The sequence below is a fragment of the Halomonas sp. GXIMD04776 genome (assembly GCF_049808615.1).
Lineage (GTDB): Bacteria > Pseudomonadota > Gammaproteobacteria > Pseudomonadales > Halomonadaceae > Modicisalibacter.
In genome coordinates this window covers 86443-100481 of the sequence record NZ_JBNCAN010000019.1, presented here as the reverse complement: position 1 = coordinate 100481, position 14039 = coordinate 86443, and the positions used below count along the sequence as shown (strand labels likewise).

Sequence of the window (14039 nt, the reverse complement as noted above, 5' to 3'; positions counted from 1 at the left end):
CTGGCGCGGAACTTGACGTTGGGCATGGCACTGTCTGGGTGAATGGCGATATTCGCTATATTGCCATGCAGTTCAGTAGGTTAGAAGCATTCCTGGGGGCCGGTCTCACGGATTCAGGGGGTCATGAGCATGATCTGCCGCGGCTGATGGTCGATGTGCTGGAGACGGTGAATGCCCAAGTCGATGAAGACTTGCGCCGCTGGCTGCGCCGCGACTTCTTCAAGTACCACCTGCAGCAGTACTCCAAGAGCCGCCGCAAGGCGCCGATCTACTGGCCGCTGGCGACGGCCTCAGGCAGCTACACCCTTTGGGTCTACTACCCGGCCCTGACCGACCAGACCCTCTTCACCGCGGTCAACGACTTCGTCGAGCCCAAGCTCAAGCAGGTCGACGGCGAGCTGGGCAACCTCCGCCTGGCGGGTGCCAGCCGAAGCCGCAAGGATGAGAAGCGCCTCGAGGAGTTGAGTGACTTCCGCGACGAGCTGGCGGACCTGTGCGATACGCTGCTCAGGATCGCCCCCGACTATAAGCCCAACCACGACGACGGCGTTCAGATCTCCGCCGCGCCGCTCTGGCCGCTGTTCCGCCATCGTCCCTGGCAGAACGTGCTGCGCGATACCTGGGAGAGGTTGGAGCAGGGCGACTACGACTGGGCCCACCTGGCCATGGCCTACTGGCCGGAGCGAGTGCGCGAAAAGTGCATCAGCGACAAGTCGCTGGCTATCGCCCACGACCTGGAGCACCTCTACGTCGAACCCGAGCCGGCACCCAAGAAGACGCGTGGCCGGAAGAAGAGCACAGGGAGCGGTGAATGAGCATCATGGTGCAGTCCAGCAAGGCGCACGATCGTAGCCTTGGCGAGTGGTTTTACGATATCCAGCGTGGCTCGATCAAGCTGCCGCGCTTCCAACGCATGGAGGCCTGGGACAGGAATCGGATCGCCAGCTTCCTGGATACCGTGATCAGCAACCTGCCGATGGGGGTGGTACTGATCCTTCAGGTCGATGGTAACGAGAACGAGAAGTTTGTATCTCGGCACATCAGCACTGCCGCGCCGGAAAAGGAAGGCACGGTGACCCAGCACTTGCTGGATGGCCAGCAGCGGCTGACGGCCTTCTGGCGCGCGATGTATAACAACTACGACTACGAAACTTTCTTCGTCTATCACCCGGAGTTTGATCCCCGCGCAGAGAAGGCCGGCGAGGAGGTGCAGGTCTTCATGAAGCCCAGGTGGTACGACAAGCACGGCAGGCGGATGCCGCTCTGGGCGGATGATCCCAGATCCACACTGGAACGAGGCCTGTTTCCCATGTCTCTTTTGCGACCTGGGGATTTGAGCTCGGAAGTAGACCATTGGCTTGAAAAGGCGACGCATCACCTGGAACCTGAAGATGGTGAAGAAGATGCGATGACCAAGTTCAAGGCCTATATGGTCCTTAAGGACAAGCTGAGAGCCCAGGTCAACCTGCTTAGAGAGCGGGTGACCCATTTCAATCTTCCTTATCTGGCGCTGCCGTCTTCAACCCCCAAAGAGGTGGCACTTCAGGTGTTCATCAATATGAACACCAACAGCAAGCCACTATCGCTCTACGACATCATCGTGGCGGAGGTCGAGAGCGTCGCCGGCAGCTCGTTGCATGACCTCGAGGCGCGACTTGATTCCCACTGCCCCTATTCCAAGCGCTACGCGGAACTCCGGGACCTGATCCTCTCAACCTCCGCGCTTCTGCAGGACAAGGTGCCGAACAACCGCGGCATGATCGAGATGAACAAGCAGGTGCTCGTCGATAACTGGCACCACCTGGAGCGTGGGCTGGAACGCATGGCGGCCTTCCTGGCCAGCCAGGGTATCCACGATGCTGCCAGGCTGCCCACCAATGCCGTGCTCCCGGTGATCGCGGCCTGCTACGAGCTGATTCCTGACGACGGCGACTATCGCGGCAAGGCCGAGACCCTGCTGCAGCGCTACCTCTGGTCGGCCTTCTTCACCGACCGCTATGAGAATTCCTCCTCGTCGCGGGCCTATGGAGACTTCAAGGCGCTGAAGACGGTGCTGAAGAACCAGCAGTTCGACGACACCCACATCGCGCAGATTCCGGTGATGGATCGCTCTCAGTACCCGTTGGCCACCATGGACGAGCTCAAGGCAGCTAAATGGCCGAAGGCCATGGGTATCGAAGCCCGGGGCATCATGGCAGTGACGACCTACCTGGAAGCCAGGGACTTCGCTGACAACCAACCGGCCAGCTATGACAACCTGCAGAAGCGGGAGTACCACCATGTGTTCCCCGATGCGCTGCTCCAGGAGGCCGAGATATCGAGCTTCCTGGCGCTCAACTGCGCCCTGATCACCTGGAAGACCAATCGGGTCATCGGCCGCAAGGATCCGGTCGCCTACCTGAAGGAGCGTGTGGACTGGGCCGGCGAGGACACGGTTCGCCAGCGCATGAAGACCCACCTGATCGATTACGACCTTCTGGCCAAGGGGGATTACGGCGACCTTCAACAGCCGGAAGCTCGCGAGAGGCTCAAGAAGGACTTCGAGCGCTTCCTCGACGACCGTGCGAGCCGGGTTGCCCAGGTGGTCGAGTGTCTCGCCGCGGGGCAGCAGCCTGACCTGCATCAGCTGTGGCAGGCGCCGGCAACCGCGGAGAGCTGATGGCCATGGCCATTAACTTTGCCTGTGTCCTTGACCAGCTCAGCAGTTTAATGGGCTTCTGCTCACCAGACTTTGGTAATAATGAGAGCTCAAGAGTGAGCCACAGCGACTCTAGATGTGCATTCGTGAACCATAAACTGCTGGTTGGTCTTTACTGATGGACATTAGCAGGCTTGAGAATTCAGCCGGACATGAGACTCGGCAGGCGATACGCCAGGGAACAGGAGTGTGATCTAGATGAGTATTGAGGCCTATATCCAGGAGCAGGTGCTGGCGGAGAGGCTACGCAAGAGTTCGGTCGTGGTGGTCTACGATGCCGAGCTCCGCTACCGCCGGCTCTGCCAGGGGTTGGCCAGTGATGGCACCGCGGTGGTAGACGCTACCGAGAGCAGCATTGAGAGTCGGGAGCATGCCATGCGTGCTTTGCAGCGTCTCGGCCGCAATGAGCTCCAAGAATTGCTGGTGTATGTGCCTTCTGAGGCACCCTTGGATGATGAGCACAAGCAGGTCGATCCCTTCTCTCCCTTTGCAGCCTGCGGCGCCGTGTTCCCGGCCGGCGACGGTGATAGCTTCCAATCGCTGTGTCTGAAGGCCAAGCCGGAGCATGCCGACGAGATCCGTCGGCTCTTCGTCGACGACGCTACCCCCGACTTTGCCGTGATCGACGCTGTAGGCGGCGGCGTGGGTTGGCCAAATCTGCGAGCGCAACTTGGGGCAGAGTCCAGCCGCGATATCCTATCGGGATTGATGGCGCCAGATACCCGCCAACAGCAAGCCCTGCAGGCCAATGACGCCTGGGTCAGCGAGGCCCGAGACCTATTCAAGAGAACATTGGGGATGAAGCTGCGGACCCGCGGCAAGACTTGGTCCTCCATCAGCGACGAGCTTTGGCGCTTCGTGCTGTTCAGCGAATTCGTCTTCGACCTGCCCGAGACATTGCCTGAAGCCTTGGCCGATATTCCCAGGGCGGAGGAGGGCGCACGGCCGATCATCGAGGGGCTATGCGATGCCCTGCGCAATGACCGACGTAGCCAGGATATCTATATCGAGAAGGCCGAGGAGATCGAGCACGAGCTGAACCTGCCCGGCTACTGTGAGGCGCTGACCGATCTGGGCATCCGCGATACCTTCCCCTTCGAGGAGCGTACCTTCCTGATCCAGGCGATGACGGCCTTCGACCAGGGGGATATCGAGCGCGTCCGAACCATCCTGGTTAGGCATGACCACTCGGTTTGGACGTCCCAGGGCGAGAGCCGGGAAAAGTGGTACTTGGTCGAGGCAGCGGCTTCACTGGCTCAGGTCTGTGAAGATCTCGAGCAGCATCTGGCGGAGCATACCGAGAGCCTGGAAGGCCTCGTCCAGTTCTATGTGGGCAGCCTGCGCGAAATTGATCGCCTGCATCGTGAGTTCGAGCAGGCAGTGAGCGACTATGAGTGGCAGGACACTCGGGGCGAGATGTCGTCGCTGATTCAGCGCGCCCGCAAGCGCTACGCTAAGGTGGCGGAGTCGGTCCAGCAGGGCTTCATGCGGTTGGTCAAGAAGACGGGCTGGCCGCTGCCCAGCATGCTGGCCAATACTCAGGTCTTCGACCGGCTCGTGGCGCCTCAGCTCAAGCAGAACGGTCACCGGGTGGCCTACTTCATGGTGGATGCCCTGCGCTATGAGTTGGGAGTAGCCCTCGAGAAGCAGTTGGCAGAAGACGGGGCAATCGAGATGCAGCCGGCGTTGGCTCAGCTGCCAAGCGTAACGCCGGTGGGTATGGCAAGTCTTCTGCCCGGGGCCAACGACCTGCTGGAGCTGGAGAAGGGCGAGGATGGGATGGTGCCGGTGCTGGATGGTAAGCCTGTGGCGACCGTCACTCAGCGCATGGACGCCTTCCGGCGCCGCTACGGGCAGCGCTTCGCCGAGATGCGCCTTGAGGACTTCGTTCGCAACAAGGGGCCCGAGATCGATACCGAGACGGACCTGCTGGTGCTTCGCTCCGTCGAGATCGACAGCTACTTCGAGAACCACCCCGAGACGGCGCCTGCGGAGATCACCAATGCCCTGAAGCGGATCCGTATGGCGGTGCATCGCTTGGTGGAGCACGGCTTCCATGAGGTAGTGATCGCCACCGACCACGGGTTCTTCATGAATAGCCACGCCGGGGCCGGAGACGTGGCGACCAAGCCGCATGGTGATTGGCTGATCGTCCATGATCGCTGTGCGCTCGGCGATGGCTCCGCGGATGATCACCATCTGTTGATGGAGGCCGAGCGTCTAGGGATACGCAGCAACGCGACCAGGCTGGCGGCCCCGCTAACCATGGCACCCTATCGGAGTGGACTAGAGTACTTCCATGGTGGCCTGTCGTTACAGGAGTGCGTGGTGCCGGTGATTTGCATGCAGCTCAAGAGCCATGAGCAGCCCAGTGTCCAGCGGGCCAGCGTCAGCATCGGCTACAAGCAGGGTGCGACCCGTATCACTACCCGAGTGCCGGTGATCGATGTGGCCGTTGAAGCGGCCGATATGTTCTCCAGCGAGGGTAGCTATGAGATCTTGCTGGAGGCGCATGACAAGAAGGGGGAGGTGGTCGGCGAGGCCAGAGCTACCGGTCCGGTGAACCCGGCAACCGGCACCCTTAGTCTGCAGCCAGGGGAGTCAGTGAAGGTGAACCTGAAGATGCAGATGGAGTTTGAGGGCAAGTTCAAGGTGAAGGCTCTTGATCCCCGGACGCATGCCATATACAGCCAGATCGATCTAGAAACGGATTATGCGGTGTAAGCCATGGATCAGTTTGACCAGGATGAACTCGACCAGCAGTTGACCTCGCTCTTCGATGGCAAGGTGGTGCGCAAGGACCTCCTGCACCGCATCAAGAAGGGTACCAACGTGCCCACCTTCGTGCTGGAGTTCCTGCTGGCGCGCTACTGCGCCAGTGATGAGCCGGAGGAGATTCAGGCTGGCATGGAAGCCGTGCTGGACACCCTCAACGACAACTACGTGCGGCCCAATGAGGCGAACGCCGCCCAGTCCCGGGTGGCGACTAAGGGAAAGCACCGCTTCATCGACAAGGTGCACGTCAACTATGTCGAGAAGGATCGGCGGCACTGGGCGGCCCTGGAGAACTTCGATTCCCGGCGCGTGGCGATCAGCGAAAAGTTCTATCGCGACAATGAGCGGCTGCTTCAGGGCGGGCTGTGGGCCGAGGTGACTATCGGCTACAACGAGATAGAGGATGACGACTACGCATTCTTCGTCGAGGACCTGCGCCCGATCCAGCTGAGCCGTTTCGATTTCGATCGCTACTGCGAGGGACGCAATGCCTTCAGCCGTGATGACTGGATGGATGTGATCCTGCGCTCCGTAGGCTTGGAGCCGACCAAGCTGTCGAAACGGGTGAAGTTTCATTTCATCGCCCGCCTGGCGCCGCTGATCGAACCCAACTTCAATTTCATCGAGCTGGGGCCCCGTGGCACCGGCAAGTCCTACTTCTACAGCGAGTTTTCTCCCTACTCGACGCTGATCAGTGGGGGGCAGGCCACCAAGGCGACGCTGTTCTACAACGTGCAGCGTCGCAAGATCGGCCTGGTGGGGTATTGGGACACGGTCGCTTTCGATGAGGTTGGGGGGATCAAGATCAAGGATCCCGATACCATCCAGATCATGAAGGACTTCATGGCCAACGGTCGCTTCTCCCGCGGCGTCGAGGTTATCGCCCAGGCCTCCATGACCTTCGTTGGCAACCTGGACCTATCCGTGGAGCAGATCGTCAACTCCGAGGTGTACGACCTCTTCCAGCCGTTACCCAAGGAATTCGACCTGGCTATTCAGGACCGCTTTGCCTGCTACCTGCCAGGCTGGGAGATGCCCAAGAATGGCAGCGAGTTCCTGACCGGCAACTACGGCTTCATCACCGACTACCTGGCAGAAGCGTTCCACTACCAGTTCAAGCAGACCAACCGCTATGAGGAGGTCTCTAGCCGAGTGAAGCTGGGTGATGCCGTGGAGGGCCGGGACGAGAAGGGCATCAAGAAGACGCTTTGCGCCTTCCTGAAGATCCTGCACCCCAATGGCAAGCCGACCGATGAAGAGTTCGAGGAGTATGTGGCCTATGCGGTGGAGACTCGCCGTAGAATCAAGGAGCAGATGAACAAGCGCAAGACCGACGACGAGTTCTCGCGCATCAATCTCTCCTACTTCACCGCCTCGGGTGAAGAGGTGGTGGTCTACTGCCCGGAATCGCAGAATGCCATGGCAACTCAGGAGCCGAGCCGACGCAACATTCATGTTGGTGATGAGGAGGGTCAGTCCACGCCTGTCCTTTCGGCCGTTCCCAGTGCTGAAGCAGAGCTGCAGCCAGAGGCGGCGGCTCCTGTGGCTGAGGGCATGCCTGATGCGGTGGTAGCCGAACCCCAGGAGCAGCACTTCACCATCCATTATGGGGATACGGGCCATAGCTACGAGTCGCTGTTGCTCCCGTACCTTCCGAGAGCCAAGCGGGTGGAGATTGATGACCCATACATCAGGGCTAACCATCAGGTGCACAACTTCGTTCGTTTCTGTGAGGCAGTGATCAAGTCGCCAACGGTACGCAAGATCGTGCTGACCACCAGCTATGACCAGGATACTGACCTCAAGGCTCTCAATGAGCGGTTCGAGGAGCTCAAGCAGAGCTTGTTGGAGCTGGACATCGAGCTCAAGATCCTGATCAACGAGAACCTGCATGATCGTGAGATCCGGATCGATAACGGTTGGGTGATCAAGATCGGCCGTGGCCTCGACTTCTACCAGAAGCCTGATCTGTGGTTCGGAGTAGGCGCGCATGATCTTAGCATGCGGCGTTGCCTTGAAACGAAGGTGGATATTTACCAAGTATAATTTCAGCTATGACGTTTTTGATTTTATGTGTTTTTCTTTGTAGCCATTTGGGGTTTGGTGTATGACTTTTTGAGAGTTTTTGTTTATTGGTGATAAAGCTTTTGGTAAATTCTCTTAGTTTGGATTGGGTGATAGACAACAACCCTAGGTTAGTCTTCTGGGTTGTTGTCCAGGAGAGGTTAAGTAATCTCTATGTTGTCTAGGTTGAAGTTTGAGTTGTGTGCGCAAAACATTATTTGATTTATGTATTTTTCGACGCTGTTTCTGATTGCGTAGATCTTGTCGGGATACTCCTCTAGTGGTACTTGAGCAACCATTTCTGTGCTAATTGGGACGTCATCTCTCAGTTTTTGATGGTCTAAATGAGCGCGTCCGAGAAGCACGATGGAAAGCAGCGCTTTCTGTTTTTCTATGGGATGGCGATTTAAAAACTCTTCAGCATGCTGTTTAGATTTGATGCTGGTATCCCTGAGCTCGATCATCGAATCATAAATTGACATTTGAGTCTCCGTTTCGACTTGTAGCATGCTGCTCCTTTGAGCAACTATTTCCACTCGAAATGGATGATTTGAGGGGTGAGGCCTTGATTTTCAACCCTAGCGCTCAAAAATCATAGATGAAATCGGCCCACTCCTGCATCATCGCTCGCCGCTTCTCGAACAGGTCGCCGCGCCGGTAGGCTGCCTCTACCTTATTCTCGATGGTGTGAGCAAGAGCCATCTCCGCGACGTCGCGGGGATAACTGGTGACTTCGCCCGTCCAGTCGCGAAAGCTCGAACGGAAGCCGTGGGGTACGTAGTCGCCACGCTCGCCACCGACGCCATATCCCATGCCGCGCATCAGCTGCAGCATGGCCATGTTGGATAGAGGGCGACCATAGCGAGCGCCGGGGAATACGTGTGTATTGCCCTGTACCTTCGGCAGCTGGGCCAACAGCTCCACTGCTTGCCGTGACAATGGCACACGGTGTTCGCGGCGTGCCTTCATCCGGTCAGCTGGGATCGTCCAGGTTTCATTGTCGAGGTCAATCTCCACCCAATCAGCTCGCAGGACCTCTGAAGTGCGTGTAGCTGTGAAGATCAGGAACTGCAGTGCCTTGGAGGAGATGCTGGTACAGCCCTGAAGCTCGGCCATGAAGCCAGCGACATCGTCGTAGGGCATGGCGGGATGGTGGGTCACTTTCTTGACCCTTGCAGGCTTGGCCAGCAGTTTGTCGAGGTGACCTCGCCAGCGGGCAGGATTTACGGGGTCCCGGTAGCTGTGCGCTGCGGCGTAGTCGAGAACGTTCTCAATACGGCCTTGCACACGCTTGGCCGTCTCGGTCTTGCTGGACCAGATCGGCGACAGGATCTTCAGGACGTCCTGGGTGGTGACCTCATCGACCGGCATGGAACCGATCACCGGGCGGGCATAAGCCTTGAGCGTGCTGACCCACTGCCGCGCGTGCTTGGCGTTCCGCCAGCTGCGGCGATGAGATTTGATGTAGCGCGCGGCACAGCTGGTGAAGGTGGGCGTCGTCTCGCCTGGTTGCTCCTGCTCGACGCTGACTTCCATGGGGTCTTGGCCGTTCTTGACCAGTTTGCGGTGATCCCCAGCACGCTCACGTGCCAAAGCCAGGCTGACGTCCGGATAGCTGCCGAGCCCCATGTAGCGCTGCTTGCCCTGTAGCTTGAATCGATATATCCAGCTGACCGACCCTCCGGCGGTGATCTGCAGGTATAGCCCCTGGCCATCGCCGGTCATGCCTTTCTTGCCTTCCTTTGCGAGCTTCTGAATCGCCTTGCTGGTGAGCTTGCCCATGCGCTGCCTCCTTGCCCTGCTGCGTGATACAAAGCAGCCTACCACAACATGACCCACACTTTGACCCACACTCATGGGCTGGTTTCAACGTGACAGAATTGGACGTTCCTGGACGGGAAGAAGGGATTAATGCAGCATAATCAGAGTTTTGTTGTATTCTTTTGGAGGTTGTTGGATGCGATGTATGCGGACTCCCCCTCCGCCACGAATATCGAATCAACCGGCTCCATGGCCGGTTTTTTCATGCCTGGATAAAGACGCGACGAAGGGGGAGGTCGATGAGAAACCTACGGTTCGCACCGAGGCGCTCGGGGGGTTGAGCGCCACAAACGGCCTCGTGAGGTGAGACGGTAATATCAATTACCATTACAGAATTTATATGAGCCGCTGATTTAATATGCTTGTTATTTTTCGGTTTCGACCAGCCACTCGTCAGCCGTGCACGCTGCTTCATGAATGATGGGAGCGTGCCAAAACCTATCTTCGAACAGCGTGGCGCTGATCGTCAGATTCTCAACGCGTCGCTTTTTGATGCTCTTGCCCATAGAGGCACAATCATGACTCAACTCGCACCTGATACCCAAGAGATGCTGGAACGCCTGCGATCTGCCTTAGCAGAAACGCTGGAGCGCAAGCGGCGCTTCGGCCAATACGCAGTCATCTGGCAGGATGGAAAGCCCGCGCTGGTCGGTGACGATGCGCCCGATGAGTTAGCTGATGCGCCATCCTACAGGCAGGATTCGGATTGATGGCGCGGCAGCCTGTGACGACACCACCATCGCTAGCTGTCAACGCCGACTGAAAAGTGACCCCCTTTGGCCTTGAATCGCCTAAGAAGGTTGAGTAAGGGGTGTCTTACTCTCCGTCACGTCAAGATCAGCGGGCGGCCCCATCACTAACATGCTTGCTCTCCGCCAGTAGGACGCCTACACCTGATAGAGGTTATCTGTCGGAGAAGTAGAGTGGCAGACGGGAACAGGGCGGGGCAGTCTTCGCAGCCGCAGGCGTCTCGATTGGCTACCCTGCAGGGTGTGATTCGCTTTCTGGGCCTTGTAACGTTGGGGGGACTGGTGGGCGGTATCTCCGCTCTCGCGGCGGTGAATTTTGTCGCGGCGGTTTTCTGGCTCAATGATCTGCTGCTGATGTCTCCCCGGGCTCGCATGATGTTCGAGCATCCGCAGTGGCTTGTCGCCACGACGCTGGCGGTGCCGGTTGCAGGAGGGCTGCTGGTGGGCCAGTTGCACCGGTTGCTACCCGAGCCGCGTTCTCACGGCCCCGCGGATGTGATCGCGGCGGTTCAGACTCGGCGTGGCCGACTGCCTGCCCGTGCAGGCGTGGTGTCGGCGCTCAGTGCGCTGCTGTCGCTGGGCAGTGGCGCCTCGGTAGGGCAGTACGGTCCCTTGGTTCATCTGGGTGCCAGTCTCGGCTCTGGGGGCGCACGTTGGCTGCGGCTGGGGCGTTCCGAAGACAGCATCACCATCGCCTGTGGTGTTGCGGCAGCCATCGCGACCGCCTTCAATGCGCCACTGGCCGGCATTGTCTTTGCCCATGAGGTCGTACTTCGGCACTACGCTCTGCGGGCCTTCGCGCCGGTGGCTGCGGCGTCACTCATCGGCCATGTCATCGCCATCAACGTGTTGGACCAGGGCGCGCTCTTCCATGTTGCGGACACAGCGCTGCCGCGATCATGGGAATTCGCCGTGTTTCTGGTCATCGGTGGCCTTGGTGCACTGCTGGCCGGTGCCTACATGCGGGCCATCCTGGCGGTTGGCGTGCAATCGGCTCGCCTACCGCTGCCTGACTCACTGCGCCCGGCACTGGCCGGCGCCATGCTCGGTGTGGCGGCGCTGTGGGTGCCGGACATCCTCGGCATGGGCCGGGAAACCCTGCGCTTTGCCACCATCGCGGGCGCCTTTTCCAGTCCTGAACTTCTGATCGTGATGTCACTCAAGCTAGCCGCCACGGCGTTGTGTCTGGGCATGGGGTTCGGCGGTGGGGTATTCAGCCCGGCACTGGTCATCGGGACACTATTTGGAGCACTGGCCGGCACGCTGGTGGCGTCGCTCACGGGAACCACGGATACCTTCGTGTTCTATGCCATCTGCGGCATGGTCGCCGTGACGGCGCCTGTCATCGGGGCCCCGCTGACCACGCTGCTGATCGTGTTCGAGCTGACGGGGAGCTATGCACTGATGACCGCGGCGCTGGCCAGCGTGACCCTTGCTTGTCCGATTGCGGCCCAGCTTTTTGGTCGTTCGCTCTTCGATATCCAACTGGCCCGCCGCGGTCTCGATCTTTCCGTCGGGCGTAGCCAGGCGATGCTGAGCGACACTCGACTAGCAGATCTGATCAGCAATGATTGCGTCACTCTCGTGCCCGATACCCGCGTCGCTCAGGCTGTTTCTGCGTTGACCCAGGCCGGCCACGGCGAAGCCCATCTGGTCGACGTCGAGGGGCGCTATTGCTGCAGCGTCACCCTGGTCGATCTCGAGGCCATGCGTGAGCGCGGCGATTCACCAGACGTGATCGGCAACTGCCCGCGAGCTCCGCGCCCGGTGCTGGGGCCGGATGCATCTTTGTGGACCGCCGTGCGCTACATGCAGCATGTATCGGGGGAGGCCATTGCGGTGGTGGATGACGATAATCGTTTTCTGGGGGTGGTCTTCGAAACGCGAATCGCCCAGGTCTATCTGCGCCATAGCGATGAACTGAACCGGGAGGAACACGGTGCAGGCTGAACGAATCAGCAGCAGGCGAGGGCGACTCTGCCGTGCCGCCGGAGTGTTTGCCCTGGTGGTGGCATCGACGGTACTGGCCTCGGTCCTAGCCTTGATACCGCTGGCGCTGGCGGACGAAGAGTCCACCGGAGCGAGCCTGACCGTGCTGAGCTGGGGTGGGGCCTATGAACACGCGCAGCAGCGCGCACTGTTCACTCCTTTCAGCGAGGCAACCGGCATCGCGGTCAACGTGAAGCGTTACGATGGGAGTCTGGCAGCATTGCGTAAGGCCGTGGCCGAAGGCCACGTTCCCTGGGACGTGATCGACATGACTCGTCGTTCCGCCCTGACCGCCTGTAACGAGGGTCTGTTGGTCAGGATGTCCCACGACTGGCTCGCGCCGGCACCGAACGGCACGTCGCCGCAGCGAGACTTCATCGAGGAGGCATTGGGAGAGTGCTATGTCACCCACTCGATCTTCGCCACGGTAGTGGCCTATCGCATCGACGCTTTCCCCGGACAGCGTCCCATCCGCATCAAGGATTTATTCGATCAAGAGCGTTTCCCCGGGCCTCGTGCCCTGCAGCGGACTCCCTCGGCCAATCTGGAGTGGGCACTGCTCTCCTATGGCGTGCCCCGGGAGGAGCTCTACGAGTTGTTGAGTACTCCACGGGGACTGTCACTGGCCCTGCGACGGCTCTCTTCGCTGAAAGATCTGCGCTGGTGGGAGGCCGGCGATGCGCCGCCGCGCATGCTGATGGACGGCGACGTGGTCATGGCGTCCGGCTACAACGGACGCTTCTTCGAGGCCATGGTGACGCGCAATGCCAGCATCGGCATTCTATGGGACGGTCAGGTACAGGAGCATGAAACCTGGGTCATACCGCGCGGCGTCCGTCATCCCGACGCCGCGCGGGCCTTCATCCGTTTCGCCACCAGCGCCGAGCGTCAGGCTGAGCTGACCCGCTATATTCCTTATGGTCCGTCACGACAGTCCGCCGTTGCGCTGATTCGCACCCACTACGACAGCGGCGTCGACATGCGCCTGTACCTGCCCACCCATCCGCTCAACGACGAAAACGCCGTGACGTTAGACGAGCGCTGGTACGCCAGCACGCTGCGCCGGGTCACCCAATATTTCGAGGATGCGTTGCTTGACGACAAGGCGTCCGAGTCTCCTTGAATGGATACCCGGCTCTCGGAAGGAGTGGATGACCGAATGATCGGATCTCATCGTCAATTTAACGACCGCAGCCCGAGGTGAATCATGAGCAAGGTCCTGACACTCTGTCTTTACATGCTTCTTGCCACGCACTCATTTGCGAACGCCCAGAACGAGATGGACGAGCAAGCCTTATGGGCGTTATTGGCAGACGGCAGCCACGTGGCGCTGATGCGTCATGCCATTGCTCCCGGCACCGGCGATCCCGCTAACTTCCGACTCGATGAGTGCTCGACCCAGCGTAATCTTTCGGCACAGGGAAGGGCCCAGGCGCGCGCCATCGGCGAGCGGTTTCGCGAGCAGGGCATTACCATGGCAAACGTCCATTCCAGCCAGTGGTGCCGCTGCCTGGAAACCGCGCGTCTACTCGACCTGGGCGAGGTGATTCCCACCCCCGCATTGAACTCCTTTTTCACCCGACGCGAGCGCGAGCCCCGGCAAAGCGAGGCGATTCGGCAACTACTTGCCGAGCAGGCAGAAGACAAGACAACGGTACTGGTTACCCATCAAGTCAACGTCACCGCTTTAACCGGCATCTTTCCTCGTTCCGGAGAAATCGTCGTGGTTCGACCCTCCGAAAGCTCCCTATCCGTGCTGGGCCGTATAGCGCCCTGAAATTTTATTCGTGAAAGGCGCTAACAAATTAGCGTCTTTTATGTCATGTTATTTATAGCACCTATGCTGCTTTGACGAAAGCCGAGCTATTGCGAGTGTCATCTCGCACGTTCGCCTTCCACAGGAGAAAACCGCTAATTTATACCGTTATCTAATAAGGTTGCCT

Annotated in this window: 10 protein-coding genes; 8 read left to right on the top strand and 2 right to left on the bottom strand. The window is 59.3% G+C overall.

Going from position 1 to position 14039, the window contains the following annotated elements:
* The 4 genes from ACPF7Z_RS13720 to brxL all read left to right on the top strand — a co-directional run.
* The coding region (locus ACPF7Z_RS13720; protein ID WP_425193810.1) for a hypothetical protein at positions 1-815 on the top strand (815 nt) is incomplete at its 5' end.
* Positions 812-2659 (top strand): GmrSD restriction endonuclease domain-containing protein, encoded by a 1848-nt coding sequence (locus ACPF7Z_RS13715; protein ID WP_425193809.1) that lies wholly within the window; start codon positions 812-814, stop codon positions 2657-2659. The genes ACPF7Z_RS13720 and ACPF7Z_RS13715, both read left to right, overlap by 4 nt.
* Positions 2660-2896: 237 nt before the next feature.
* Complete coding sequence (locus ACPF7Z_RS13710; protein WP_425193808.1) at positions 2897-5422, top strand: PglZ domain-containing protein; 2526 nt, start codon at positions 2897-2899, stop codon at positions 5420-5422.
* A 3-nt stretch (positions 5423-5425) separates the two neighbouring features.
* Entirely contained in the window at positions 5426-7519 is a 2094-nt protein-coding gene (gene brxL, locus ACPF7Z_RS13705; RefSeq protein WP_425193807.1) for a BREX system Lon protease-like protein BrxL, read from the top strand.
* Positions 7520-7698: 179 nt separating this feature from the next.
* Here brxL and ACPF7Z_RS13700 read toward each other — a convergent pair whose 3' ends face one another.
* Both ACPF7Z_RS13700 and ACPF7Z_RS13695 read right to left on the bottom strand, forming a co-directional pair.
* Entirely contained in the window at positions 7699-8046 is a 348-nt protein-coding gene (locus tag ACPF7Z_RS13700) for a hypothetical protein (RefSeq protein WP_425193806.1), read from the bottom strand.
* A 76-nt stretch (positions 8047-8122) separates the two neighbouring features.
* A complete protein-coding gene (locus ACPF7Z_RS13695) occupies positions 8123-9319 on the bottom strand; it encodes a tyrosine-type recombinase/integrase (RefSeq protein ID WP_425193805.1) in 1197 nt (398 codons plus the stop codon).
* 467 nt (positions 9320-9786) lie between these two features.
* On the opposite strand from ACPF7Z_RS13695, the gene ACPF7Z_RS13690 reads away from it, so the two are divergent.
* From ACPF7Z_RS13690 to ACPF7Z_RS13675, 4 genes are all read left to right on the top strand, one after another.
* Entirely contained in the window at positions 9787-10068 is a 282-nt protein-coding gene (locus ACPF7Z_RS13690) for a hypothetical protein (protein WP_425193804.1), read from the top strand.
* Between the two features lie 264 nt (positions 10069-10332).
* Positions 10333-12057 (top strand): chloride channel protein, encoded by a 1725-nt coding sequence (locus ACPF7Z_RS13685; protein WP_425193803.1) that lies wholly within the window; start codon positions 10333-10335, stop codon positions 12055-12057.
* Complete coding sequence (locus ACPF7Z_RS13680; protein ID WP_425193802.1) at positions 12047-13219, top strand: extracellular solute-binding protein; 1173 nt, start codon at positions 12047-12049, stop codon at positions 13217-13219. The genes ACPF7Z_RS13685 and ACPF7Z_RS13680 overlap by 11 nt, the downstream gene beginning before the upstream one ends.
* An 84-nt stretch (positions 13220-13303) precedes the next feature.
* Complete coding sequence (locus ACPF7Z_RS13675) at positions 13304-13873, top strand: histidine phosphatase family protein (RefSeq protein WP_425193801.1); 570 nt, start codon at positions 13304-13306, stop codon at positions 13871-13873.
* Positions 13874-14039 lie beyond the last annotated feature (166 nt).